The organism is Pedobacter sp. B4-66 (genome assembly GCF_018492665.1).
GTDB lineage: Bacteria > Bacteroidota > Bacteroidia > Sphingobacteriales > Sphingobacteriaceae > Pedobacter.
In genome coordinates this window covers 56,416-81,946 of the sequence record NZ_JAFVME010000012.1, presented here as the reverse complement: position 1 = coordinate 81,946, position 25,531 = coordinate 56,416, and the positions used below count along the sequence as shown (strand labels likewise).

The window sequence follows — 25,531 nt, the reverse complement described above, 5'->3', positions numbered from 1 at the left end:
TTAATTTAGCCCATCAATAAGCTCAAACGAAAGCCTAGTACCTTTACTTAAGTCTTTATTTACCTTTTTACCTAAAATCTCTTTATAATATTTAGGATGTAAGCCGAAACCGGGGCGTATTGACCGTACATTTTCGGCAGTAATTACTTCCCCACATTTAATATCTTTAACAACGTATAAGGATCTCGAGGAACTTCTGCTGCTAAGCTGCTTCTCAGTTAACGTGTAATTTATCACCCCTATTGCTTTTTCAGCTTCCCTAACCGCTTTTACCATCTCCGTAAATTCTTGTACATTCATAGAAAAAGATGCATCTGGTCCGCCCACAGACCGATCTAATATGAAGTGCTTTTCAATTACTTTGGCTCCAAAACAAACAGATACTATTGGTACAGTACTACCGATTGTATGATCCGATAAGCCAGTAATAACACCATATTTTTCTGCCATATCCTTAACCATAACCATATTTGCCTCTTCTATAGGTGCAGGATAAGAAGAAGTACACTTCAACAATATAATTTCATCATTCCCCATACGCTTGCAAGCATCCAATGCCAATTCAATGTCTTCCTCAGAAGCTATACCCGTTGAAATAATTATCGGTTTTCTTTTAGAAGCGACCAACTCAATCAAAGGAATATCAGTAATTTCAAACGATGCTATTTTATAGGCAGGAACATTCAGCTCTTCTAAAAACTCTACTGCTGTCGGATCAAATGGAGAAGAAAAAAAACCTAAACCATTTCTTTCTGCAATGGCTTGCAATTCGGCATGCCATTCCCATGGTGTATATGCTTTCTTATACAGCTCGTGCAAGGTTTGCCCGGCCCAGGGGCCATCCTCTTTAGTCGAAAAATCTTTTGTCTTACAATCTATTGTAATTGTATCTGCGGTATAGGTCTGAAGTTTTATAGCATCAGCACCTGCTACTGCCGCTGCCTCGATAGTCCTAATTGCAGTTTCAAGAGACTGATTATGATTAGCTGATAATTCAGCAATTATATATGTTCTTCCTGCCCCTATTTCATGGTTCCCTATTTTCATTGACAATTTAAATTTATATAATTAATAATTTTTTGTAAGCCGGATCCCGGTCTAATTCCATCTTTTGAGTCATATACCTTTGAGTATATTTCATTTAATGAAGACAGACAGTTTTTCATTTCTTCAACTTTGTATATCCACGGATACCCTTTAAAATCCAGTTCTTGTTTCTCACTCTGAGTTATCGCAATAACAGGAGCTCCGACGATCATCGCTTCAAAATAAATATTACCGGGAGAGGTGATGATCAGATCATAGGAGCAAAATATTGAGGGGAGATTATTATGTGGCCCACTAACACTCACGTTTGCAGGAAGAATCTGCTCCCTTAACGAACTACTATTTGAAATGATAGAGAAATTGTAGTTCAAATTTAACTCATTTACATACTCAACCATTCTTCCAGATAAATTAGCAGGATCAGTACCCCCAAACACACATAAAATCTTACAAAGACTCTTCTCCCTACTATAAGAATTTCTAATACGTTCTAATGAAGAGTTACAAATAAAAAATGCTGCCCCTTCCAGAATGTCTGCTTCTATTGTATTTGGAAATGGACCACCGCCCTCTGCCACATTTACTACAAGAGTATTCTGATATTTTTTGCCCGAATAACCAAATACTACTATAGGCATAATTGTCCGATCTCTCAATTCCTTCAGTTTACCTTGCTTTAAATTATATACATCAATTACAAGCAAACTAAAATCCTCATAAACTTCCCCCGGTACTTCATCAATCGATGAATAATACTTAAAGGTCGATCCTTCCGGCAAAATAGACGGAATAACAAATTCGCTGTCCTTCAAAATTATTATAAAAGGCATGCAGTCCTGAGGAAGCATCTCAATTAGGTTTTTCATCCTATAGAGGTGCCCTAAACCTACAGAATAGCCAGCCTGGATTATAAAAAGAATCCTTTTATTTTTTTGAAAGCTCACAAATGTACCATGAATTTCTTTCCTCTAATTGGTTTTTCCAAAGATCAATCCGCTCTACACACTCAATCTTCAAACCGGCAGTAGAAATTATTGTTTTTATCTGCTCTAAATCTAGAAATGTATAAACGTAGCCTTCATAAATTTTAGCTCTTTCATCTAATAGATATGAATTCTTATCAACTTCCTTCCCAAGCTTATAAAACCAATTATCGGTAGTTCTAAAATTTAGAATTATTCTACCATTATCCTTTATAGCATCTGACATCGCGGCCAGGTCTTTTTCTATTTCAGAATACGTACTATAAAATATAAGCCCCCAAGCTATTACAAGATCAAACTTTACATCAAACTCATACGTTCGGTAATCTCCTAACAATAGTTGCTGTAGTCTATCTTCATTTTTGAACCGCTCTGATGTCACCGCTATGGCTTCATTAGTATATTCAATGCCATATGTTTTAAAACAAAAATCAATTAACAACTGTAGATGCCTACCGGAGCCAAATCCTATGTCAATAGCACTTTTCGTTTTATTATCCTGCCTATTTCCAAAACTTCGCTGTAAAAAGGCCACTAGCCTCTCATCGGGATAGGTGATAGGACTTGAATTTACATGCTTAGCCGATGCCGCATGGGTAGACTGATCTATATCTTTAAGCTTCATAGTTATGCGTTATTTTATTTAAAAAATCATCTCCATTAATAAATGCATCATTTAAGTTTTTGCCGTTAACAATAAAATATCCGTTCTTTATTATATCAGCCATATTTGTTGGTACATTGGTAGCATTAGCAAATGAACCTGGTTTGTATTCAATAACATACTGAGGACAATATACCTCGTCAATTGCAGATTTTACACCAATATACTCAGAATCATTCGGTATAATATACTGTAAAACATATGAGCCGTAATTTTCAATAGTGGCCTCCACTGGAATATTCGTCACAATTTGCAGGCCAACATCCAATATAGAAACACCAGTTGCCCTTTTTACGAGATTTCTGGAGATCATTAACCCCGAAGGTCTGGGAGCCATTTCGATCATCCACACATCATTATTTTGATCTACAATTAGATCCGCATGAAAAACGCCATTTTCAAGTCCAATTGCCATTACCGCATTGTTCATGGTTCTATCAAGACTGTCTTGTGACATTTTTGGAAGTACCAGAGGCGCTCCAAATGCATATTCTACACGGAATGGCAAAGGGGTTAACTTTTTTTCCCTAACACACAGCACAGTTACGTTACCATTCTCCACCCATCCATCAACTCCCAATGAAGTACCAACTATAAAATCCTCTATAAGAATTCCGTCTTGATAAGCCCCGTCCTCTAATTCTACCCAATCCTTAATTTCCCTGATGACTTTCACCCCTCTAGATCCGGAACCATGCGTAGGCTTTACCACAAATGGAATAGATTTTTCTACTTCAACATTCAGCTTTGCTTCCTCTAAGCTATTGTATGAAATTTGTATAGGCGTTAATATATCTGAATTTTGAACTGCCTGATAAAATGCAGTTTTATCAGTACAAATGTGACAAGTTTTTTCAGAAGGCCCGATCAAATTCAAAGCATCATTTATATAGCCTACGGAAGTCAAATACCTCCCCAATGGCACCGGAATAACTCCTGCTATATTAAATGCAGTACTGAGTCCTAAAATTTCAGCCTTATCTTTAATATCAATAACCCTATGATCGTCGGCTAAGCTAAAACCCTCTGCATTGGGATTATAATCGATCGCCAAAACCTTATATCCCATTTTTTTTGCAGCAATGATTCCGCCCTCCTGCTCAGGACCAGCACCAATGCATAATAACCAAACGGAAGATTCATCTATGTTATTCATCATTTGCTTGCTTTAAAAATTGATACTTAAACTCAGCAATTTTCCAATCCTGCTCATTGTCGATATCCTGATATTCCAAATCTTTAAGAAAAAGAGCTCCGGTATCATCACCTTGCAAAAATCCTCTCTTCATAAACGACTCAACTTTGAAAAAGTAAAACTGGCCACAATCCTGATATGCCTTTTCTAAATCCTGAGTTCGGGTTTGCATATGTTTTGGAAAGAAGTTGGAAATCCGCTCCTTTTCTACTTTCAATGCCCTTTGAATTGGAGAAGAAAACTCAGCTACAGGAAATACCGTTGAGAATTCGCCATCTTGAATTATTTTAAAAGCTTCTATCAGCTTTTCTGATGAGATAAGCGATGCAGTAGGATATATACAGCACCCAAATTCAAAAACTTTATCCTCTTTTTTATAATATGTTATTACTTCTTTTAAAACATCCGCAGTGGCTGCAAAATCATTTGAATTTTCATTAGATCTTAAAAACGGAACTTTAGCCCCATAATTAACTGCAACCGATGCAATTTCTTCATCATCTGTAGAAACCATTATCTCATCAAAGAGTTTACTTTCAATTGCCGCTTGAATTGAATAAGCAATAATAGGTTTACCCAGGAAATCCTTAATGTTTTTTCTGGGAATCCGTTTACTACCACCTCTCGCTGGAATAATTGCAATCTTAGTCATTATAAAAATTAATAATTCGTTCAATTACATATTGCTGTTCTTCCTCTGTTAAGGTTGGATACATTGGCAAACTGATACAATGCTTATAATATTCTTCAGAATGGACCCGATCACCTTCTTTCCAACCCAATTGTCTATAGTAGGGCATTAAATGACAGGGAATGTAATGAATCTGAGCAAATATTTTTTGCTCTTTCAAATAATTATAAAGACCAAGACGGTTCTCTACTTCCAATACGTAAAGATGATAAGCATGACCTTCTACTACAGCTGACTGACTTTTAATAAAGTGTTTTCCTTCAAAAGCATTAAAATAGATTCTTGCTATTGACCTTCTTCTTTCCAGCCCTTTGTCGGCTCTTTTTAACTGACTATTTCCTAATGCGGCTTGAAAATCAGTTAAGCGGTAATTATAGCCCAATGACTGCATTTCCATATACCAACCTGGATAGGAATCTATACCCCCGGCAAATTCAATGTCATTCGTATAAGAATTTTCAGATTTTACAATCCCATGGGTACGAAGCTGTAATAGCTTATTGTATAGCTGCTCATTATTTGTAGTTATCATTCCTCCTTCACCCGAGGCTATATGTTTAACAGGATGAAACGAAAAAATTGCCAAATCAGCATTTTTCCCATTACCACAATACTGCTTAATACCCTTCGAATCAACAAAATAAGCGCCCGGTGCATGACAAGCGTCTTCAATTATCCATAAATCGAACTCATCTGCCAGTGCTTTAAACTCTTCTAAGTTTACAGCTCTACCTGCAAAATCAACGGGTATTATTCCTTTAAACGTTCCTTTTGGTGAAGCTTCCAAAAGTGATCTGACTGAATGAATATCCAGTAAATAAGTATCCGGATCGATATCGCCAAAAACCACATCACCGCCACAATAACGCACACAGTTCGCAGATGCAGCAAAGGTAATAGGCGTTGTAATAACCTTATCTCCTTCTTTTACATCTAAAGCCAAAGTACACAAATGCAATGCTGCAGTTCCATTTGAAAGTGCAACGGCATATTTTGCTCCAACATAGCTAGCAAATGCTTGTTCAAACTCAGCTATTTTAGGGCCTTGTGTAAGATAATCAGATTTCAAGGTATCTATAACAACTTGAATGTCTTCTTCTGTTATATATTGTTTACCGTAGGGAATAATTGTACCGCTCATTAGCTTTCAAATGTTGGATCTACATGTTCTTTAATCAAATTCCTTAAACTGTCGATAGTTTCCCATTCAGTGTTCTCACCTGAATTGTATTTAAAGCCTTCTTTAACTTTTTTCGCATTAAATTTCTCGATAAAGCTATCTAGATTCCATTTCGGCCGTTGAGGTAAAATGGCGTAATATTTTCCTAAATCATAAGTAAAAAAAGAGTCTGATTCAGTTATCATTTCTTCATGAATTTTTTCTCCGGGTCTGATACCTATAATTTTGTGTTCACAATTTGGCCCGATAGCTTCAGCAACATCTAGAATTCTATATGATGGAATTTTTGGCACAAATATTTCTCCTCCCCAAGCAGCTTCAAGAGCATGAAGAACCATATCGACCCCTCCATCCAGAGAAATATTAAATCGCGTCATATTTGACACTGTAATAGGTAAAACCCCATCTTTTTTCTTCTTCATAAAGAAAGGAATAACAGATCCGTTAGACCCCATAACGTTGCCATATCTTACAACAGAAAATTTAATTGGATTATTTCCTGAAATATTATTTGCAGCAACAAAAAGTTTATCAGAAGCTAGTTTTGTCGCTCCATATAAATTTATTGGTGCTGCTGCCTTATCTGTAGATAAAGCAACTACTTTTTGAACATTGGTATCAAGCGCGGCATTAATAACATTTTCAGCTCCATTTATATTGGTCTTAACACATTCCATTGGATTATATTCAGCGATAGGAACATGCTTCATTGCTGCAGCGTGTATAACATAATCTATACCCCTAAATGCTCTGATCAATCGTTCTGAATCTCTAACATCACCAATAAAAAACCTTACCTGAGGATACAAGTCGCTAGGAAATTCCTGCGCCATCTCAAATTGCTTTTGCTCGTCTCTAGAATAGATTACTAATCGAGATATATTTGGCCATTGATTTAATATCCTTCGAGTAAGCGCCTGGCCTAAAGATCCTGTTCCACCAGTAATTAGAACTTGCTTATTATCTAAATTTAACATCTTCAATTTTTAGTATTAGTATTACCTCATAATATCCTTAAACATTTTTCTCACCAACAACAATAGGCAAGCAAAAAATCCAAATATGAATCCCCCTAAAATCAGGCCTTTTATTTTACCCGTCTTTTCAAAATTTAAAGGAAAAACAGGATTATCAATTACCTGAATTAATGGTGTTTCTCTATTTAAAGCTATCTTTGAAAGCTCCAAATTCTTCACTAACTCACTCAATATGGCTTTATTAGCCTCTACACTGAACTGCGAGCGTTGCACTGGAACTGTTCGCTGAGCTTGTCGTGCGAGATTTAAATTTGGGGTCGCATCAGTTGCAGCAGCCCCACTATAGATTGCTCCAGTCATAACGCTTCTAACAGAATCCGTTTTTCTCTGAAGAATACCTATATTCAATAACGATTTTTTCGTTTTTGTTTGGATATAAAAGTCATTTACATTCTTAACAATTTGCTCATTAAATTTTTTTGCAAAGAATTCATCTTTAGCCTTCACCAATGCTTTAATAATATTTAGTTTCTTATCCGGTTTATCAACCATTAAATAACTTTTATTAATATCACTTACAATCGTACCAAGAATACTGTCTTGCAAGCGTGTGAATTGCGAGTTTTTTTTGAATTGAATATCTTTCAATTCAGGACTTTTAGACCATTTTTCTCTAGAGTGGTTGAAATCAATATATCGATCAATTAGCAATTCTTTTTTTCCATTATAATCAACTTCGGTTAGTAATGTTTTTTCAATCATTTTTCGGGATTTATACAATTCCAAAATATTATCTCCCTGAAAAATACCACCACCGCCACCGCCACCAATATCAATACCAACCATTGAAGCCAGACCGGCATATTGCCCCATTCCTCCGCCTTTATCGCCTTCTTCTAAAACAAATGTGGTTGCAGCTGAATAAACAGGTTTATCAAAAAAACCGTAAATAAAACCTAAAATACCCCCCAAAATACCACAAGCAATAATAACGAGCCATTTAGATAAAAGATATCTAAACAACTCACGGAATTTAAGGATAAGATCTTTTAATGAAATCTCGTTATTTTCCTTCTTATTTTCTTTTATCTTTTCTTCCATATACTGCTTTAACAAGCTTATCATTTAATGGCTTCATCCTAAGGTTGGATAATATATGTACCTATTTAAGTAAAGTTATGAATATCGCTGCTAACGATGCGATAGCTGTTGAAATCCCAACTAGACCTTGGATCCCAATCTTTTCTCTTTCCGCTCGTTTCGGTACAAAAATTTCTGCTCCTGGTTTTACCTGAGGGTAATTATTAAAGAACAAAAACTTCTTAGCAGCTGCTACCGACCCATTAGAATACACAATATAGGCTCCTCTTTTGTACGCATTATAGCTATATCCACCAGCACCATCAACATAGCCTTTAAAGCTCCTGCCTTTGATAAAAACGATGCTATTTGGCTTAAGTACTTCTCCAGTAACCCTAACTGTTTGTAGCTCCTTTGGAACCCGTATTACATCACCATCTTCCACAATCAAATCGTTTCTGGATAATGGTTTTTTTAAGATTCTTACTAAGTCAATACCAACCAGATCGCTTCGCAGAACCTGCAAATCCTTTTCTATTGTTGTGGTGTCTTTTGCTCCTGACTGCTTCAAACGCTGCAAATTCATCAGCTTTTCTTTCTCTTCTTTTCTTCTCTCCAAACTATCCGCGGCTCTTGCTTCAGCACCACCGGTACGTTTTAAAGATGCTCCTTCAACATAAGCCAGAGGACTAAGGCCGCCCGCTCTTTTTATAATATCAGAGATCCGTTCATCTTTTTTAGTAATCGTATAAGTACCAGGATAAAGCACCTCTCCTTCTACTTTAATCTGTCGCTGTACCTGATAGGATTCTGAACTTCGGATTGAAACTATATCGAATGGTTTTAATGTAAAATCCTTTTCCTGAATCTTTAAATTCTGATCAACATTAACAGTAAATACCTCTGCTGTTTGTGCTGATGCCGAAGTGGCATCACTATTTTTAATTCTGCGTGAAATCTCAATGCGATTTGGAGTTGCGCCTTCTTTAAAGCCACCTGCCATCTGGATCAATGCTTCCAGGTTCATATTATCACCAAACTCAAAAGTTCCAGGCTGTCTAACCTCTCCCTGAATAGTTACCTTATACTCCTCTCTTAAATCGAATATTGAAGAAATGGTTACTTTATCCTCTCTCTGAAGTTTAACATCAGCTTCAGTGCCTGCCAATACTTTTGCAACATCAAATGATAAAAGTGACAAACTATTGTCTGCATTTAAACGAGATATATACCCTCTATTTAAAAATGCATCTTCCTTTAAACCATCCGCCTTAGCAATCAATTGCTTTAAGGTCAAATTATCATCAAGTTCAAATTGCCCTGGACGGAAAACCGCACCAGCAATCTCTACCCTGTTTTCAAAGCGGTCTAAAATAGCCTCTACAACATACTTATCACCATTCAAAGGATTGTATTTATTGTAATCATCAGCCTGTACGTCTGTGATTTTACGTTCTTTATTGGTTTTTTGAAGCACCTTGATCTGCGCAGTATAGGCATCGTTAGAAAAGCCACCTGCAAAGCGAACCATATCTTCTAATGATTCCGTATTTAAGGCTTCATATAAGGCCGGCCGCTTAACCTCACCAGCCATTTCAACCCTTGTTTGATACACCGGCACATTAATCACATCCTGATCTTGCAACCTGATGTTATTCTGCTGGATTCCGTTTAATAGAAAATCATAAACGTCTATAGTCGAAACCACTTTATTGTTTCTAACCACCTGTATTTTACGGAATGATCCATTTCTGTTTGGCCCTCCAGATTCATACAACGCATTAAACACGGTAAATAAAGATGGAACAGTATATGATCCCGGTTTTACCACCTCACCAATTACTGTTACTTTTATACTTCTGATGTTACCTAAAGTTATAGCTACACTAGTACGCCCTGATTTCAAACTTGGGTAGGTACCTGCCATACTGGAACGAATCTTTGAAGTGGCCTGTTCAATAGTCAATCCACCAACCGATATCAAGCCTACATATTGTAAACGAATAGTGCCATCAGGACTAACCTTTAACTTATAGTTCACCTCATTATCACCACTTAAATCAACAAGTAACTCATCATCAGGGCCAATTACATAGCTTTTTGGCGTAGCCATTCTAAGGTTTGGCTCAAATGTAAGGTTCTCATTTTTAAACAGGTCTTCACCAAATATTTTAGGTTTAAGTCCTTCAAAAAGCTTTTGCATCTCCAAATTCGTTTCCTCTTCCAGAGCCTTTTTATCTTTTAAATCGCCATTTAAGCCAGTATTTTTAGCGTTTTTTGTAGTATCGCGTAAATTCTGACGGTCATACCCCCTACTTCTATCCAGCTCATTTCCATTTTGCTGATTCCTACCGGAGCCATTCCCATCTGATTTCTCATTCCCCTGATCACCATCTTGCTTCCTGATCTTCTCTACTCTTAATCGAAGCTTCTGAATTTCCGTTGCATTCATTCCCTGAGCCGCCGCCATTTGTTCAAGCTGGGCATCATTATATCCTATCGACTCCGCTTTTTTAATCAATTGTCTGATTTGAGTATCAGTAAGGTCATCAACTTTCACATCTGCGTAATTCGTCTGAGAAAAAGCCATTTGAGAAAAAACAATGGCAAAGAAAAAAAGAAATGCAGTGAATATATTTTTAAATTTCATAGGGTGTTAGGTCGTGTGTAAGATGCTTTATTCGAAATAATTCAGTGTTTTAAACCCTCCTTGTTTCAGGTATTCATCCTTTTTCATTAAATGAAGATCAGAATCAATCATATCTTTTACTAACGCTGGAAGATCATACTTAGGTATCCAACCTAGTTTTGTATTAGCTTTAGTAGGATCTCCAAGTAATAAATCAACCTCTGTTGGTCTGAAATATTTTTCATCAACCTGTACTACAACGGTACCCGGTTTCAAAAACTCATCGTTTAATCCCAATTTAGTTATTAACTCCTGGTCTACATCAATAATTACTCCACGCTCATACTGATCTTTGCCACTGAACTCAATTTCGATACCTAGTTCTGCAAAGCTCATTTTAACAAAATCTCTTACCGTGGTGGTAACACCTGTTGCGATTACATAATCTTCCGGTGTTTCCTGTTGAAGAATTAGCCACATGGCTTCTATATAGTCTTTGGCATGTCCCCAATCGCGTTGTGCCGACAAGTTCCCAAGATATAAACAGTTTTGTAAGCCCAAAGCTATTTTGCAAGCTGCTCTGGTAATTTTACGGGTAACAAAAGTCTCGCCCCTAACCGGGCTTTCGTGGTTAAATAAGATACCATTACAGGCGTACATTTCGTAAGCTTCTCTATAGTTAACCGTAATCCAGTAAGCATACATTTTTGCTGCAGCATATGGTGATCTTGGATAAAAAGGCGTAGTTTCACTTTGAGGAACTGCCTGTACCAATCCGTACAATTCTGAAGTAGATGCCTGATAAACCCTTGTTTTTTTGGTAAGTCCCAATATACGAACAGCCTCTAACAACCTAAGTGTACCGATACCATCGGCATTTGCGGTGTACTCAGGCATTTCGAAACTAACCTTAACGTGGCTCATTGCGGCAAGGTTATAAATTTCATCAGGTTGAGTTTCCTGTATAATTCGAATCAAATTGGTTGAATCTGTCAAATCACCATAATGCAATTTAAAATTCACATTATTCTCGTGTTGATCCTGATATAGGTGATCTATACGCTCAGTATTAAACGACGAAGACCTTCTCTTTAACCCATGTACAAAGTACCCTTTTTTTAGCAAAAATTCTGCTAAATAGGCTCCGTCCTGTCCCGTTACTCCCGTAATTAAGGCAATTTTCATCTATCTGTATACGCTTTAGGTGCTATGAAGTTGCATGAGACTTATTTAAGTTAGATCTGAGCGGTAAGCTCATGCAGTTTCATTTGGTGTTTCTGTTCAATTTATTCACGCAAACATACGGAATTATTTACTTTGTAAGCAAAAGATAAACCGCCATTAAAGCCAGAAATGAAGTAAAAGCTTATTTATTGCTTCCTAATTGAATTTGAATACCTACAGAAAAAGGGTTCAAAAGAAATTCGGTCTTACGGTCGTTATTCACCATCTGGGTATTACTAATATCTTGCAAAATCGTTTTTTGCTTCTCAAAAGAATAAAAGAGATCCAGATTACCTTCTACAAAAATAGAGATTTCGGGTATTGGATTAAATTTAACACCCAAAACCGGGGAAGCCAAAATTCCGCTTTTGGTAGATTCCAAATCCTCCCCAACTGAGCTCACACTCCTGGCCCTCAGTTCATTTCTATTCTCCAGACTTCCTCTAAATCTACTGTAGCGATAGCCAACATCAAATCCAAAATAGGGCTGAACCCTCGAGTAATTAAAGTTTTTCTCGAACCCTAACTTAAAAGAATAGTCCAATAGCTTACCATTGGCTTCCTCACAGGTTTTACATTCATTAAAAAACTTTTTTGATTTATTATAGAAAGTTCCGCCCAAACGGTAATTGATCTGATTGTCATTAAATTTAACCATCAACCCATTAAAATAAGCATCGGTAAATTTATCAGAATTCGATTCATCAAATATTTTAGGCATTTGCATTGCGCTATATCCTTTAACGGAGATGCTATAATTATAATCAGCATTTATTTGAGAAAAAGCGGCAACAGTAGTAAATAAAAATACAATCAGTAGTAAAGTTTTTTTCATACGCATTTAAATTGCCAGTCTAGGCAGTAAGCTATTTTAAAATTTATCCCTGTTTGTGTGTTTGATGGTCTGAAACAAAAGCTTCAAACGATTACCTTCCCCATTTCAAATGTAAAACAATAAATCAGTTTACCTTAGATAAAATTACATTGCTATCCACTTATTTTAAATTTTCAGTAAGAAAACAAGAATGCCATTCGGCAGCATAAAACTGTGCGTCACCCTAAGTTCTGTCCGCACGAAAAGTACTATGCGAGGCCGAACGGCACTCCATCAATTTAATATCGGCTTAGGCGATAACCGTAATAAGACCTATATAGTGACTATCCGAAACCAAGCCTTTGGTTTTTACCGAGCTAAAGCTGATATAGCAATGCACGCCATGGCCAACAAATGTTGGAGGTACACTTAAGGTATAGGTTCCTGCCGATCGTGGGGCAGCATTTACGACCTTCGCAAATTTGTCTATTGTAGGATCGTACACTAGAATGGAGATCTGGTCTGTTGCATCCAGGAATCGCTCGTCCGGCCCACCTACCGGCCAGTTAAAGACAAGCTCTGCACCAATTGCCGATGTTACATCGGGATCTTCGGGCAACTCGAGCCTACCTCTGTTGAACATTAATTCGGGATAATCAATGGTAAAGTTTGGCGCTGTACCTGTGATGGCATTTTTAAGATTATAGGCAACCGCCAGATTCATTGCCGAGGCCGAAGACGAGGCCTTCCCTTTAAAGCCCTTATCAACTAAATTACTGATCCAGCTTAAGAAGCCGGTAACCAGAGCGAATTTAATTTGCTGGTTCAATTGCGCAATGGTAGGCGGCTTTGAACTTTTTCGAGGCAAACCTCTGATGACATCAAGTTTACGCCAGTAAGCACCTACTACTGAACCTGTTTTTTTACGAAACCCACCCAGGATTCCTTGTCTGATAATTCCCATTTCTGTAAGAATTTAAATTAAAAAATCTGTTAATTTTGATCATCTCAGGGATAAGCCTTTTGATGATCGTCGCTCATTGATCTGAAACCCTGCAGTGTCTCATTTCCCTGATGACGACACAAATAGAAAGATTAAAAAAATGCTGTGGCAGTCCCTCGGGGTACCGTACCCTTGAGGTAAAACAGGTTGAAATGTGGGTTTAAGCCTATAGTGGGGCGATATTTTTTTCTTTAAAAAATATCAATCTTAAGAACGAGCGCTCTCGCCAAACTCCTGATCCAGGTGTTTTAGCATCCGTACCAGCAGTACCCTTATATTCTGCGCAGTAGTTTGAACCACCTGCTTATACTTAGTTGTTAAACTATTGGGCGAAATGTATCCATTGCCGATCCCTGGCGTTATAAAGGTTTTAGAAACAGCGATGATTAAGTGGGCCACTGGACTCCCATCCAAACCACCGGCTTTATTTAGCAGCTTAAAAAAGTAGGCGAGCGCATCCACAGAAAGCATAACCCTGATTCTGGGATTTGCATCGGCGGCATCTGGCTTTGCCCATGTCACTTTCTGCAAATTAAAAAACCCTGCGTAGCGATCTTCAATTTCGGTCATTACCCTATCCAGGCAATCGCCCGCCAGTTCGTAAAGCATTGCCGGCAATTCAGGTCGGGGCTCATATTTAGAAAGCACATTTAACAAATAAATACAATCGTATTGAACCTGTTTTAGGTGTCGCTCTACTAAGCTATTGTCCATCTCGCCTAGCATCTCATCCTGCATTATTTTAGATATCCGTTCACCGATCAGAGGAATTTCATTAAGCCAAAAACTTACCTCCTGCTCATTTAAACTGAAATATGAAGGATCGAGATCCTTCATAACCAATGTTCTTAATAGTTGAATCTGTGTGTTCATAATGGCTCTATCCTTCCCAAATAAATACTATTTGCAACACGAGATCCATTTAAGGCAAATACGCTGATGTACACTTCCAGAGATTTACCAATCAGTTTAGGGTTAAATTTGAAATTGCATTCTTTATCTCTTCTTTTAAAACCTCCAATAAATCCATCTGCAATTTTTAATTCCGGACTATACACAGCCAGCATAATCTGATCATCAAAAGTGCCAAGCAGATTGGTTAACCAGGTTACTTTCATTACATCGGCAGCAATAAGTTGAGCTTCCGGTGCGATTAGAGGTTGCAAAGTCCCTTTGCTTAAAGTAAGTTTTGAATAATCGACCAACAAATCAGGATATACCCCTGTAACCGTTTGCTTATAATTTTGAGAAAATGCTACGTTTAATTCTGTTTTGCTTCGCGCCATATTCTTAAACCCAATAGTTATGAAAGGATGAAACGACACCAGCAGTGTTTGTACGAAATTGAATTTCCCTCTACTGGAAATTTGCGCTGCTGTAGGTGGTTTTGTAGATTTTTTTGGTTTACCGCGGACATAAGCGATGTCTTTCCAATGCGCACCTACTACACCGCCAATTGTTCCTGAAATTGGTCCGAAGATACCTGATGTTAATTTTGCCATGATTTCTATTTTTTATATGATTAATTATTAATTGATTTCCATTAAGTCGGAAAATTTTGGTCCTTTTTGGGCGCTCAAAATCCGTCTGCTTTTGTACCGCTCTTGTTCGTACCTCGTTCGGCCCTGGTCGAACGAGGTACGAACAAGAGCCGTTTCAGGATGGCTGCAGAGACGACTATATTTTTAGCCGTATTATCGATCTTTTTCGAATTCAAATCAGAACTCAAAACCCAATAAATATTCCGATTCACATCCAGTTTTTTTGCTTTCATGAATTAAATGTAGAGGAAATAAAAATGGCGTTCTGCGTTCTATGCGTTCGAGCGAACACGACAACAGAAAACACATAATATACTCACAATATGCATGTTATATGATTTTAAACTGATAAATGCAGGCAATTGTTGTGCGCTGTGCGGCACTGTTTGAGATGTGGTTTAAAAAACCAATGATGTTATTAAAAAAGGGTTAAAGGATGTTTGAGAATATTGGGATTTAGCTACAGCGCTTCAATTTCCTTAACTGATAAGCCTGTACCTTTGGAAATATCCGCGATTGCTATACCTAATTTTTTGAAGGTTTTAGCCATTTCCAGTGCTTTAATACGCTCGCCTTCGGCCTTACCTTCAACTTTCCCTTCATTTTTAGCGCGGTCCAATAATAATTCTTCGATGCCCATAGTTACTGTGCTCCCTCCTTTTATTTTTTCCAGTTCTTCTTCAAATATACCATTATTTTCCGGGTTCAAAAAACGGACGTAATACCGTAGAAAATTCATTAACACCCGGATCTTCCTTTAGCGGAGCTTTTCTTTGTGGCTCCGTTTTAACCTCAATTAACAGTGCTTCTACACCAGTATCCTCTGAAACAGAATAAATCGACATTTGCCAAACATATACCTAAATCAGTACAATAACAATGATTGATTAATTTTAAGATACAACATTAAACTATTGATTTATATATTATTCAATTAAATGAATCATCTCTAAGTAATTCTAAATTTACGTCAGCATGTTGAATGCAAATCAACATGCTTATTTTAAAGTACTCTGCCTTGTCGACGAAACCAGCTGCACCAGATTATCGGGATATCTGATAAGTTCAAATTAGTAAATTAGCTAATAAACTAATTTCTTAACCTACTGCCTTGTAGGTTCCGTGCACGCAGTTGTCGTGCGCGCTATGCGCCACCATATGAGTTGCGGTTTTAACAACCAACGACATGGGAAGACTGTATGTAGTTCCGAACGATGTGTGCAAAATAACCGGAAGAAAAACCAGGTATGCACAACAATTATTAAAAAATCTTAGAGAGTTCTTAAACAAGAAAAAACACCAGCTCATTACTAAGAAAGAACTGGCCGATTATTTAGGGATTGATGAGGAGGCGATTGAATTAGACTAAGAACTTTTAAGGTTCCGCTAAAGCGTTCGTCATGCATTTGAGGTAGGGCATCTCACGCCAGCAGTGCTTCCTTTCTCTTGAGAGATCCTGAACTAGGCTCAAGATGACGAACGCTTTAAAAACCAACACTACGTATTTATAAACCTTTCCCTTAGCAACTTTGCGGCTACCTCGGCTTCTTCCTTGTTATAGGTACCAAAGCCTAAATACATATTACTTGTAGCAAGACCATGAAAAGGCATACCCGGATCATAAGGCACATTTATTTCCTGTCTTTCCAAAAAACTCAGCGACTCTTTAACACTTGAAAAATCCGGAAAACGAATCCAAAATGCCAAACCGCTATCAGGAGCTTCAATTTCCATAAAATCTTCCAGATAATTTTTAAGCACCCAAAGTAAATCATCCCTGTCCTTTTCTTTAATCCTTCTAATTTCAGATGCCTCCCGCCCTAAATCACCTGAATATATCATTTCAACTATTGCATTCTCTTCCAGTACATCATGAAATTCACAAGGCTTTTGAAGCATTGAATTCATTAACTCAATAAAATCTTTGGTGGCGCCAATTACCCGGGTATTGCGCATATAAACCGACAACTGACTTAATGCACCGATATAGATCACGTAACCCTCATGATCATAACAGGCAAGCGGCTTGTATGGCTTCGGCCTATACCAAAATTCATGATAATCATCCTCTTCGAGGATGTAAAACTTATATCTTTTAGCCAGTTCCAAAACCGCAGCGCACTTATCTTCATCAAGAACATTACATTCAGGATATCCGCATTGCGGACGCAGGCAAAGCAATTTAATCTTCGAAACCTGGAGCAAATCCTCCAGTTTTTCAATAAAATCAGCATCCAATGTACTTAAAGAAAAAGATTTGGCTGCTGCAGTATGTAAAACATCACTTAAAACAAGGTCCTGAGGCACAGTATTTACAACACCATCTCTCGGATTTAAGATGGTACGAAGAACGCGGGTAAGGCCTTCCTTTCGGCCAAGTACAATATCCAAACAGCCTTTATTTAACTTAAAATCACGACAATCATTAAAATATGTCCTCACAGCTTCTCTGTAAGCAATACCATAGCTATCAGTAATCTGATCTATCTGACTAATATTTTCATACCCCTTGCGGTGCATTCTGCGGTACTTGAACATTATCCTTTCCGGGTAGTTAAAAGGATTAACTGTATTTAAACCTACAGGTGTGAAATTTTGGATAAGCATATGATGAGGATGTACGGCAGCTTTTAAACCCGACTTAATAGCGATTGGCAACTCATTTACAAAGCCGGTTGAGGTAAATACCCCTTGGGATTGGGTACTATTTCTTTTTACAAATGTGCCTGAACCGGGCATTGTGGTAAGCCAACCCGAAGTGCAGAGAATTCCATAAGCTCTCTCTACCGTATTGGAGTTAATATGGTTCAGTTTCGAGAATGCCAGCTGTGAGGGAAGGCGCTCACCGGGTCTGGCTTCATTAGATAGTATTTTTTGCATTACAAACTCCATAATCTGATGGCCGGGGCGGCGGCCAAGGGGATCGTGAATCTTCCAGAGTAAAAGATTGATTTTTTTCATTGCAAGAGCATTAAGTTATGATAATTAAAAAGTTAGCAACAACTAATTTAAGTTAAATAATTAACAGATAGCGAATTACAAAAAGCACATCACCTATTTTAAGTCAAACCGCAATACCTAACATTTAAAACTTCTGCTAAACTTTGTAAAGAATATGGAACTGAATAAGGCAAAACTGATTGACAAGTATGTATTGCCCTGCTTTGCAAAAACTGCGAAGGAGGACAGATACTTTGTGGATGACATTAACAGTGTTTGCCGACTACATAAAGCTGTTAAATTCCAGAAACTGGAAAGTCCGGGAGCAGCGGATGAAGGTCGTATTTGGTTTCCTATTGTACCTCTTGTTCATAGTTATTACTTTACTCCTGATGCAAAATACAAATGGGGATCAAGAATATGGAATAAGCAGGAGTTCATCTTTTATACCTCCAGCCTGCTAAATCAGCAGCTTCGCAGCGACTATATTGAAGTGTTGGAAGCCGGAGAACTTCTTTCTATAAGCTATCCAAATTTATTGGCACTGATGGACAGGTATCCTGAGGTGCATCAAAAGATCCAACAGATTTCGGCAAGTAATGAACGCCATTACAGGTATCATAACCAGTTATTGAATAAACCACCTCTGGAAAGGGTAAAGCAATTTGAAGAAGAGAATTATTTGTTCGCTCAGGTTGCAAGCAATAGTATAAAAGCCGCTCATGTGGGCCTTACCAGACAAGGATATGAAATTCAGTTAAAGAAACTGGCAACTTTGCGGTAGTATCTTCTTTCAAAAATGCAATCCTGTTTGCATTTAAAATGCAATTGCGTTTGCAATAAAAATGCAATCCTGTTGCTAACGCACCCCCTGTCCCCTGCTGTACCTTAGTATAACGAACAATTAACCTCTTCTGGACGGCGCTAGCCGGGACAGGCCACATATTTAAAATAAGAAAATGATGAAAGATTAAAAAACAGAAACCATGAAAAGAGCATTAATTTTCGAGAACATCACTTTTATTGCAGCCGTTTTACTGCTGATACTATTTGCTTACGCAGGCATATCAAAGGTTGCCGATTATCAGCGGTTTGTTGCCCAAATGAAATTAGCTCCGGCACCATTAATACAAAACATGGCAGAAATACTGGGATGGCTAGTACCCCTGGTAGAATTTATTATTGTCGGTTTGCTGGTAAAGGATAAGCTAAGGAAAATCGGGCTCTACGCATCATTCCTCCTACTATTAAGTTTTCAGATTTATATATCAGTAATGTTACTATCCGGTCTGGAGCTTCCATGTACCTGCGGAGGATTGATTTCAAGGCTGCAATGGAGGGAACATCTTGTATTTAATGCGGTGTTTATGCTGATAGCCGCTTTCCCTTTCATTTTTAAATGGATAGATGCAAAATACAATAAACACGAATATTCGCTGCAATGAAGCAGCAATAGATTATAACTTAACCTAAATTTTTTCATTATGAAAAAGCAATTAAAAACATCAATCATGGCCATTGCATTATTGGCCAGCGTTACTGGAGCATTTGCTTCAGACATTTCAAATGCCTTAAGTGGCAAAAAACAAACTACTTACAATTGGCAGAAGTATAACCGCAATACTGGACTCCCGACCGGTCCAGTAGTCCCTGGGACAAGTACTAATCCATTTCCTGAGGATTGTCAGAATCAGATCTCTGCTTTGTGTGCCATTGGTACCCCGGTTGGGGGCGGTACACCTATAGTTCTGAGGTATAAGCTTTAAACTTTAGAAACAACCCTTCGCGCTGAAATTCAGCGCGAAGGGTTGTTTTTTCTTAATTTAGGTCATCAAGCACCAATATAGAATAAGGGCGGATCTCTTTTTTAAACAGGAATCCATATTTCTCAAGCTGCCTATAAAGCATTTCAGGAGAAATGCCTTCTTCAATATTTTCTTTAGAAAATTCAAGGTCAATATCAAAATAGATGTCATCAGCTGGTTTAATTTCACATAGAAAAGGATCTGGTAAAACAAAAGACTCATTCTTTCTGTACCACCAGTCTAGTATGTCCATGATCCTTGCATTCTTAATTCTTTTGTCCCCATTCATTTCTTCTATTATCTCCAATTTTGAGTCGGGCCCCATTACAACTGGTTTAAGTAGTTCACTTTTTATTTTGGTTACCACCATACACGGGATATTTTTGATCTCTGTTCTGGCCTTAATTTTAAACTGCCGCTCTAGATCATTAAACATATAATTCCTTAAAACAGGATCAGCAACACGGCTTGGAAGCGTCAAGCTATAGCAATAGGTATTTTCATCTTCCCATTCTTCGTAATTCTTATATGTTGATTTCTTTAAACTGGCATCACTGGGATCAAATAAACGTAAAGAATCACGAGTGTGAACTTCCATTAAATTACGCCGCATGGAGGGTATGAAATTGCTATACGCGTTCCAATAAAAATCGGTAATCGTACAATTAAGCTGGAAATATCTTGCTCCTTTATCTGTTAAAGCACGTCCGAAACCACCAATACCATTGATACGGGGAGTTATAATTGACCTATAGGTAAAGATCGAATCTCCTAAATGAAATTCTTTCATTCTGTCAAATGTTATATTGTCTTTTTTTGTACGTAAGGCCGCAGTATTTTTTCCATCATTAAAATTCAATATGTTTTCGGTCTTAATCTCTGCACCACCTGTTATGGCTTTAACTATTCCGTCCTTATCTATCCAGATGTTATGCGGAATCATATTATGAGGAAAAAGTTTTCTCAATAGGGTGTCTTTTGTGGCCAGCGTTAGATTGGCGGCACGAATATCTTTATTACTGGTTTTTGATAAAAACTTCTTGATTACGTTTTCATCTTCTGTAGTTACCATCAGTACGTTAAATTTTCCCGGATGTGCAGCTTTTAATGAGTCCAGGAAGGTCATTTCTTTAATGCAGGGAACACAAAAGGTGCCCCAGAAATCAATGATCAGCAGGCCGTCTTTATAAAGCTCTTTTAACTGTACTTTATTGCTTTTCTGGTTGATGATACCTTGTATTAGTAAATCCGGAATTTTATCCCCAATTTTTATTTCTTTTAATTTCTGCTGTGCAAAGACATTTGCTGTTAACAAAAATACTGTTGCAAGTAGGCTAAAGCCTCTGTGTTTAGTAATCATTGTTTTGTATTAAGTTAGAATTATATAAAATTTCTGTTTTAGGAATTGGAAATGAAACTGCCCTTGGCAGCCATGAGGTTTTTAGCGCGGTCATTACTGCATTTAACTGACCTGTTCTCTTCAGATCAAGGAAGCGGTGTCCCCACTCTCCAAATAATTCCAGCCTTCTTTCTTCAGCTATGGCATTCAGACATTCCCACATGGACACTTCAGGTGGCAAGGGTAAAAGCCCCGCCCTTTCCCTGGTCACATTTAAATCTGCAACGGCATCGGCAATATGACCTTGGTTTGCAAATGCTTCGGCACGGATCAAGTATTGTTCACTTAACCTCAAAGCCATTACATACTCCGGACTAGCAGCATTAGCTTCCCTGTTTTTATACTTAGCTGGATAATGATAAGGTTTGGTAATGCCACCTACGGTCACACTACTGACAGATACCCATTTGTCTTTCCGTGCATCAGTCTCCGAAAAAGCCTGGATCAATCCCATGGTCATAGCGTAATTAGGCAATTCAGTAAATGAGGAAGGAATTAATTCAGCCGCATCATTTACACATCCGTTTTGTGCCCAGAATTGCAAAATGCTTTCTCTGCTATTGGCCAGAAAGGTATCTTCCAGCTTAGGAAGCGGGCTGTACAAACCACAATTAATTACAGCGCTGGCTTCTTTCTCTGCTTCGCTCCATCTTTTTTGATAGAGGTATACCCTTGCCAAAAGTGCCTTTGCTGTCCAGTTATTTGCCCGCACTTTACCATGCCCTTGATACTGAGGTTTGAGTAATAATATGGCTTGCTGTAAATCTTTGATTAGTTGCTCATCAATCTCTTCCTGTGTTTTTTGAAAAGCCCTGGCATTTTCATTCACATTTGTTGTTAAGATCAGCGGAACATGACCGTAAAAATTTACCAGATAAAAATTGGCAAAAGCCCTTAGAAACAAGGCCTCACCAAAAAGCTGTTGCTTAGCAGTGGCGGATAAACCGGGAGACTGTTCAAGGCCTTCCATAAGCGCATTACATTGGTAGATTACAGAATACAAGGTGTTCCACAAAGCAGCGTTCTGATAATTATCTGCTGACAACCTGCTTTGATTGTATTCCAGTATACTGCCTAATGCGGAAGTATAGGTATATTCATCCGTATATATACTGATGTTCTTGGTATAAATATAGGTTGATGTACCCAGTACAAAATACGCGTTTAACAATGCGGCAGTTGCCAGTGAACTATCTGCAAATACTACATTTCGCTCTACCTGATTTTTTGATACAGGCGGTTCTACAAATTTGTTGCAGGCAGTATAAAGACTCATTACTACTGTAAGTAAGATTAAAATACAGGTGTTTCTCATGGTAGTTATAGTGTTAATTGAAGGCCAAAGACAAATGATTTTAAGGGAGGTAGATTACGGGCTGCGCCAGAAGACAGGGCACCAGATTCAGGATCTAAAACCGCAGTACCCTTATCCCATAGTGTCCATAAATTTTGCCCCTGCAGGTAGATGCGAATGTTTTTAACTTTAATGTTTTCCGTTAATTTTTCGCTCAATACATAAGACACGGAAACATTTTTAAGCCTCAGATAAGACGTATTAAAAACATTTAATGAGGAACTCGGGTAATAAACATCGTAGGCAATGGTGCTTGCTTTCGGAAAACTTGCATCACGACGATCTGGCGACCATCTGTTTTTTACAATATTGTAATTATTAATAGCTCCCGTACCCGGATAGGTGTAAAGTCCATGTCCTCTTGTTACCTGCTTAACAAATTGTGCAAAAACATTCAATTCGATGTTTTTATAATTAAAGGTATTACTAAAACCACCATAATAATCCGGGGTTAGCTTACCCAGTGTGAAATTGAAATAAGGACTTTCGGCGGCCTCACCATTTTCTCCGGCATATTGTGGTTTCCCTGTTACCGGGTCATTTCCTAAAAACTGGTAACCGTAAATGCGGGTAATGTCGTACCCCAGTTCATATTCAGCATCGTAGCCCGAGTTTTTAAAATCCTTAAACGATTGCAGTTTGTTTTTTGGAAACGTGATGTTAAAAGAGCTTGTCCAGCTCAGGTCTTGCTTTTTCAAAATATCTGCCATAGCAGCAAGCTCCCAGCCGCTATTTCTTATTACCGCAGGTAAATTTGCCTGGTAAGAGGAAAACCCAGTGATCTGGGGAATGTTATAATAAACGAGCTGATCTTTGCTTTTACTGATGTAGTAATCTGCGGATAAGGTTATCCGATTTTTCAGAAACCCAAGTTCTAAGGCTAAATCTGTTTTGCGGGTAGTTTCCCAATGGAAATTATCGTTGCTGATCCTGCTTGGTTGCATGGTTGCAACATCATGGTAAATGTTCGACCCTAAACTGCTATAAGTTGATAAATACTGATAATCGCCAATCTGGTCATTACCGGTTGTACCATAACTGGCCCGCAGCTTCCCATAGCTTAAAAAGCCGAGGTTATTTTTAACAAAACCCATATTGCTAAAAATCCATGTTGCTCCTACGGCGCCAAAACTACCATAGCGATTACCCGGGCCAAACCTTGATGAGCCATCTCTCCTTATTGTACCGTTTAAAATATAGCTGTCATCCAGATTATAGGTTAGCCTGCCGAATAAAGAAGCGTACTTGTATTGAGTATAATTGGTTGACCGGTAATCTATAGTGCCGGCCGAAGAAAGGTTTTCCATCAGGCTTTCCAGTTTAAAATTGCTGGCCTGTATTTGTAAAAGATCGTTAGTCCGCTTTTGAAAGGTAGCACCTGCAAGAAATGAAAGCCTTGCTTTGTTAAATGTTAACTGGTAATTGACCTGAGGTTCAAATATAATGGACTGTAGTGAGTTGTTACCATATTGGGCATAATTGATGTTGCCCGGAGCCAATGCCCTGTTTGGAAAAATAAGTTGTTGGTTATAGGTAGTGCTGGTATGCCCTCCATCTATTTTTATGTTGAGCTCTGGCAGTATGTTGTAACTAAGGTTCAGACTGGTAATTGTATTGTCTGCATTGGTTTTGCTTCTGGCATAGATCTCGGCTGCCGGATTTGTACCTGCATACCAATTGAATGTCCCATCAGCTAGGTACAAGGAATAATTGGGTACCAGTAAATAACTGGCACTGTTTGTCAAGTTGGATAGGTCGTTATACTGATGTGTAAGCTGGCTGGATATAGATACACTCAGTTTGTTGTTTTCTGAACGGTGCTGAAGCTGAAAGCTCAGACCACCCCTCGTATAATTGTTTTCTCCCGGCAATACAGTATCCTCATTCCGGTAGTTACCATTTACAGAGAAAGTAGTATTTCCTTTTCCTCCAGCAATTCTGGCCTGCAGGTCTCTGGAGCTAGCGGTATTACCAAAAAGATAATCTACCCAGTCGGTATCTTGATTTTGGCTCCATACTGTTAAATCGGGTGCATAATTTACAGACAAGGGATCTGAAGAAGGTAGCAGATTGTCATTAGCAAATGCCTCCCTCCGTAAAGCCAAATAGTCTTTTAATTTTAATAAGTCTGGTCTGTTTGAGATCTTACTGATCCCTTGCTCAATGTTAACTTCTATCTTCGTATCGCCTGCTTTTGCTTGCTTAGTCTGGATTAAAATCACTCCGTTAGCCCCTCTACTTCCGTATATGGCGGTAGCATCCGCATCCTTAAGCACCGTAACAGATGCTATATCTGCCGGGTTTAAGTTATTGAGTGGACTTGATGCTCCTGCAATGTTATTAACAACTGTAAAATCATTGACCGGCAACGGTGCAGCCCCGTCATAAGGTACACCGTCTATGATGTAAAGAGGAGTAGTTCCTGCCCCGATGGAGCCTTTGCCTCTAATCTGGATGTTGATGTTTCCTCCTGGTAGGCCGTTTGTTGTTTGAACAAACACCCCGGGCATCCGACCTGATAGCGCCGAGAGCACGTTAGTTACCGGTTGGTGTTCTATTTCTTTGGCGCTAATGCTCGATACGCTGCCGGTATTCAGTTTTTTAGTGGTTTGTCCGTAACCAATGACCACCACTTCATTCAGATCATTTTGATCTTCTTCAAGGCTGACCATCAGATTTGGGGTATTCCCAGTGAAATTTATTTCGGATGTTTTGTAACCTAGAAAGCTAAACTGCAACACTCCTTGTTTTATACTACTGATTAGATTAAATGTTCCATTGGTGTTTGTTGTGGTAATGATATTTGAGTTTTTGATTTTGATGGTTACACCAACTAATGGTTGATGGAAGTGGTTGAATACCGTGCCTGAAAGCTTGATTCGCTCCTGTGCTCTGGCTTTAAAAATCAAGCAAAGCGATGCCAGTACTATTACTAGTATATATTTTTTCATGTAATAAGTTCAGTTAGTTGATTTTGCTTTTATTATTAAGTTATGCCGTTTCTA

The 25,531-nt window shown here is 38.2% G+C and carries 24 protein-coding genes; 4 read left to right on the top strand and 20 right to left on the bottom strand.

Features of this window, described 5'->3' with window-relative positions; translation table 11 throughout:
• The 16 genes from pseI to J1905_RS19135 all read right to left on the bottom strand — a co-directional run bounded on the left by pseI (position 1) and on the right by J1905_RS19135 (position 15,873).
• Entirely contained in the window at positions 1–1,047 is a 1,047-nt protein-coding gene (gene pseI, locus J1905_RS19210) for a pseudaminic acid synthase (RefSeq protein WP_214228850.1), read from the bottom strand.
• Positions 1,044–1,913: a hypothetical protein gene (locus J1905_RS19205; RefSeq protein ID WP_214228849.1), complete on the bottom strand. Its 870-nt coding sequence runs from the start codon at positions 1,911–1,913 to the stop codon at positions 1,044–1,046. Before J1905_RS19205 ends, pseI begins: the two co-directional genes overlap by 4 nt.
• A 58-nt stretch (positions 1,914–1,971) precedes the next feature.
• Complete coding sequence (locus J1905_RS19200) at positions 1,972–2,655, bottom strand: class I SAM-dependent methyltransferase (protein ID WP_214228848.1); 684 nt, start codon at positions 2,653–2,655, stop codon at positions 1,972–1,974.
• Positions 2,645–3,853 carry an ATP-grasp domain-containing protein gene (locus J1905_RS19195; RefSeq protein WP_214228847.1) on the bottom strand — a complete coding sequence of 403 codons (1,209 nt, stop codon included), beginning with the start codon at positions 3,851–3,853 and terminating at the stop codon, positions 2,645–2,647. The genes J1905_RS19200 and J1905_RS19195 overlap by 11 nt, the downstream gene beginning before the upstream one ends.
• Entirely contained in the window at positions 3,843–4,541 is a 699-nt protein-coding gene (gene pseF / locus J1905_RS19190; RefSeq protein ID WP_214228846.1) for a pseudaminic acid cytidylyltransferase, read from the bottom strand. The genes J1905_RS19195 and pseF overlap by 11 nt, the downstream gene beginning before the upstream one ends.
• Positions 4,534–5,721, bottom strand: coding sequence for a UDP-4-amino-4,6-dideoxy-N-acetyl-beta-L-altrosamine transaminase (gene pseC / locus J1905_RS19185; RefSeq protein WP_214228845.1), 1,188 nt, complete (start codon positions 5,719–5,721; stop codon positions 4,534–4,536). Before pseC ends, pseF begins: the two co-directional genes overlap by 8 nt.
• A complete protein-coding gene (pseB, locus tag J1905_RS19180; protein ID WP_214228844.1) occupies positions 5,721–6,737 on the bottom strand; it encodes a UDP-N-acetylglucosamine 4,6-dehydratase (inverting) in 1,017 nt (338 codons plus the stop codon). Before pseB ends, pseC begins: the two co-directional genes overlap by 1 nt.
• A 21-nt stretch (positions 6,738–6,758) precedes the next feature.
• A complete protein-coding gene (locus tag J1905_RS19175; RefSeq protein ID WP_214228843.1) occupies positions 6,759–7,838 on the bottom strand; it encodes a Wzz/FepE/Etk N-terminal domain-containing protein in 1,080 nt (359 codons plus the stop codon).
• 61 nt (positions 7,839–7,899) lie between these two features.
• Positions 7,900–10,467, bottom strand: a complete 2,568-nt coding sequence (locus J1905_RS19170; RefSeq protein ID WP_214228842.1) for an SLBB domain-containing protein — start codon at positions 10,465–10,467, stop codon at positions 7,900–7,902.
• Positions 10,468–10,494: 27 nt separating this feature from the next.
• Complete coding sequence (gmd, locus tag J1905_RS19165; RefSeq protein WP_214228841.1) at positions 10,495–11,631, bottom strand: GDP-mannose 4,6-dehydratase; 1,137 nt, start codon at positions 11,629–11,631, stop codon at positions 10,495–10,497.
• Between the two features lie 181 nt (positions 11,632–11,812).
• Positions 11,813–12,505 (bottom strand): hypothetical protein, encoded by a 693-nt coding sequence (locus J1905_RS19160; protein WP_214228840.1) that lies wholly within the window; start codon positions 12,503–12,505, stop codon positions 11,813–11,815.
• A 289-nt stretch (positions 12,506–12,794) separates the two neighbouring features.
• The gene (locus J1905_RS19155; RefSeq protein ID WP_214228839.1) at positions 12,795–13,448 is read right to left on the bottom strand and encodes a DUF6266 family protein; all 654 of its coding nucleotides are present in this window, start codon (positions 13,446–13,448) and stop codon (positions 12,795–12,797) included.
• Positions 13,449–13,694: 246 nt separating this feature from the next.
• On the bottom strand, positions 13,695–14,360 hold the full coding sequence (locus J1905_RS19150; RefSeq protein ID WP_214228838.1) for a hypothetical protein: 666 nt from the start codon (positions 14,358–14,360) through the stop codon (positions 13,695–13,697).
• Positions 14,357–14,989, bottom strand: coding sequence for a DUF6266 family protein (locus tag J1905_RS19145; RefSeq protein WP_214228837.1), 633 nt, complete (start codon positions 14,987–14,989; stop codon positions 14,357–14,359). Before J1905_RS19145 ends, J1905_RS19150 begins: the two co-directional genes overlap by 4 nt.
• Before the next feature lie 499 nt (positions 14,990–15,488).
• The gene (locus J1905_RS19140; RefSeq protein WP_250318143.1) at positions 15,489–15,737 is read right to left on the bottom strand and encodes a hypothetical protein; all 249 of its coding nucleotides are present in this window, start codon (positions 15,735–15,737) and stop codon (positions 15,489–15,491) included.
• Positions 15,721–15,873, bottom strand: a complete 153-nt coding sequence (locus J1905_RS19135) for a hypothetical protein (protein ID WP_214228836.1) — start codon at positions 15,871–15,873, stop codon at positions 15,721–15,723. The genes J1905_RS19140 and J1905_RS19135 overlap by 17 nt, the downstream gene beginning before the upstream one ends.
• 341 nt (positions 15,874–16,214) lie before the next feature.
• On the opposite strand from J1905_RS19135, the gene J1905_RS19130 reads away from it, so the two are divergent.
• Positions 16,215–16,397 (top strand): hypothetical protein, encoded by a 183-nt coding sequence (locus tag J1905_RS19130; RefSeq protein ID WP_214228835.1) that lies wholly within the window; start codon positions 16,215–16,217, stop codon positions 16,395–16,397.
• Positions 16,398–16,525: 128 nt separating this feature from the next.
• Here J1905_RS19130 and J1905_RS19125 read toward each other — a convergent pair whose 3' ends face one another.
• Positions 16,526–17,989, bottom strand: coding sequence for a GntR family transcriptional regulator (locus tag J1905_RS19125; RefSeq protein ID WP_214228834.1), 1,464 nt, complete (start codon positions 17,987–17,989; stop codon positions 16,526–16,528).
• A 154-nt stretch (positions 17,990–18,143) separates the two neighbouring features.
• On the opposite strand from J1905_RS19125, the gene J1905_RS19120 reads away from it, so the two are divergent.
• The 3 genes from J1905_RS19120 to J1905_RS19110 all read left to right on the top strand — a co-directional run bounded on the left by J1905_RS19120 (position 18,144) and on the right by J1905_RS19110 (position 19,734).
• Complete coding sequence (locus J1905_RS19120; RefSeq protein WP_214228833.1) at positions 18,144–18,752, top strand: cyclic nucleotide-binding domain-containing protein; 609 nt, start codon at positions 18,144–18,146, stop codon at positions 18,750–18,752.
• Positions 18,753–18,954: 202 nt separating this feature from the next.
• Positions 18,955–19,413: a MauE/DoxX family redox-associated membrane protein gene (locus J1905_RS19115; protein ID WP_214228832.1), complete on the top strand. Its 459-nt coding sequence runs from the start codon at positions 18,955–18,957 to the stop codon at positions 19,411–19,413.
• Between the two features lie 39 nt (positions 19,414–19,452).
• On the top strand, positions 19,453–19,734 hold the full coding sequence (locus J1905_RS19110) for a hypothetical protein (protein WP_214228831.1): 282 nt from the start codon (positions 19,453–19,455) through the stop codon (positions 19,732–19,734).
• A gap of 52 nt (positions 19,735–19,786) precedes the next feature.
• On the opposite strand, the gene J1905_RS19105 is transcribed toward J1905_RS19110, so the two are convergent.
• The 3 genes from J1905_RS19105 to J1905_RS19095 are packed head-to-tail and all read right to left on the bottom strand — an operon-like array spanning position 19,787 to position 25,477.
• A complete protein-coding gene (locus J1905_RS19105; RefSeq protein WP_214228830.1) occupies positions 19,787–21,133 on the bottom strand; it encodes a TlpA family protein disulfide reductase in 1,347 nt (448 codons plus the stop codon).
• On the bottom strand, positions 21,123–22,487 hold the full coding sequence (locus J1905_RS19100; RefSeq protein WP_214228829.1) for a RagB/SusD family nutrient uptake outer membrane protein: 1,365 nt from the start codon (positions 22,485–22,487) through the stop codon (positions 21,123–21,125). The genes J1905_RS19105 and J1905_RS19100 overlap by 11 nt, the downstream gene beginning before the upstream one ends.
• Before the next feature lie 5 nt (positions 22,488–22,492).
• The gene (locus J1905_RS19095; protein WP_214228828.1) at positions 22,493–25,477 is read right to left on the bottom strand and encodes a SusC/RagA family TonB-linked outer membrane protein; all 2,985 of its coding nucleotides are present in this window, start codon (positions 25,475–25,477) and stop codon (positions 22,493–22,495) included.
• Positions 25,478–25,531 lie beyond the last annotated feature (54 nt).

Coding starts and splice junctions, on each gene's coding strand:
- J1905_RS19195 (WP_214228847.1), bottom strand. CDS start 3,853: ATGATGAATAACATAGATGAATCTTCCGTTTGGTTATTATGCATTGGT.
- J1905_RS19155 (WP_214228839.1), bottom strand. CDS start 13,448: ATGGGAATTATCAGACAAGGAATCCTGGGTGGGTTTCGTAAAAAAACA.
- J1905_RS19200 (WP_214228848.1), bottom strand. CDS start 2,655: ATGAAGCTTAAAGATATAGATCAGTCTACCCATGCGGCATCGGCTAAG.
- pseB (WP_214228844.1), bottom strand. CDS start 6,737: ATGTTAAATTTAGATAATAAGCAAGTTCTAATTACTGGTGGAACAGGA.
- J1905_RS19205 (WP_214228849.1), bottom strand. CDS start 1,913: ATGAAAAACCTAATTGAGATGCTTCCTCAGGACTGCATGCCTTTTATA.
- J1905_RS19175 (WP_214228843.1), bottom strand. CDS start 7,838: ATGGAAGAAAAGATAAAAGAAAATAAGAAGGAAAATAACGAGATTTCA.
- J1905_RS19170 (WP_214228842.1), bottom strand. CDS start 10,467: ATGAAATTTAAAAATATATTCACTGCATTTCTTTTTTTCTTTGCCATT.
- pseI (WP_214228850.1), bottom strand. CDS start 1,047: ATGAAAATAGGGAACCATGAAATAGGGGCAGGAAGAACATATATAATT.
- J1905_RS19115 (WP_214228832.1), top strand. CDS start 18,955: ATGAAAAGAGCATTAATTTTCGAGAACATCACTTTTATTGCAGCCGTT.
- J1905_RS19145 (WP_214228837.1), bottom strand. CDS start 14,989: ATGGCAAAATTAACATCAGGTATCTTCGGACCAATTTCAGGAACAATT.
- J1905_RS19100 (WP_214228829.1), bottom strand. CDS start 22,487: ATGAGAAACACCTGTATTTTAATCTTACTTACAGTAGTAATGAGTCTT.
- pseF (WP_214228846.1), bottom strand. CDS start 4,541: ATGACTAAGATTGCAATTATTCCAGCGAGAGGTGGTAGTAAACGGATT.
- J1905_RS19150 (WP_214228838.1), bottom strand. CDS start 14,360: ATGAACACACAGATTCAACTATTAAGAACATTGGTTATGAAGGATCTC.
- pseC (WP_214228845.1), bottom strand. CDS start 5,721: ATGAGCGGTACAATTATTCCCTACGGTAAACAATATATAACAGAAGAA.
- J1905_RS19105 (WP_214228830.1), bottom strand. CDS start 21,133: ATGATTACTAAACACAGAGGCTTTAGCCTACTTGCAACAGTATTTTTG.
- J1905_RS19095 (WP_214228828.1), bottom strand. CDS start 25,477: ATGAAAAAATATATACTAGTAATAGTACTGGCATCGCTTTGCTTGATT.
- J1905_RS19110 (WP_214228831.1), top strand. CDS start 19,453: ATGAAAAAGCAATTAAAAACATCAATCATGGCCATTGCATTATTGGCC.
- J1905_RS19120 (WP_214228833.1), top strand. CDS start 18,144: ATGGAACTGAATAAGGCAAAACTGATTGACAAGTATGTATTGCCCTGC.
- J1905_RS19125 (WP_214228834.1), bottom strand. CDS start 17,989: ATGAAAAAAATCAATCTTTTACTCTGGAAGATTCACGATCCCCTTGGC.
- J1905_RS19130 (WP_214228835.1), top strand. CDS start 16,215: ATGGGAAGACTGTATGTAGTTCCGAACGATGTGTGCAAAATAACCGGA.
- J1905_RS19160 (WP_214228840.1), bottom strand. CDS start 12,505: ATGAAAAAAACTTTACTACTGATTGTATTTTTATTTACTACTGTTGCC.
- J1905_RS19135 (WP_214228836.1), bottom strand. CDS start 15,873: ATGTCGATTTATTCTGTTTCAGAGGATACTGGTGTAGAAGCACTGTTA.
- gmd (WP_214228841.1), bottom strand. CDS start 11,631: ATGAAAATTGCCTTAATTACGGGAGTAACGGGACAGGACGGAGCCTAT.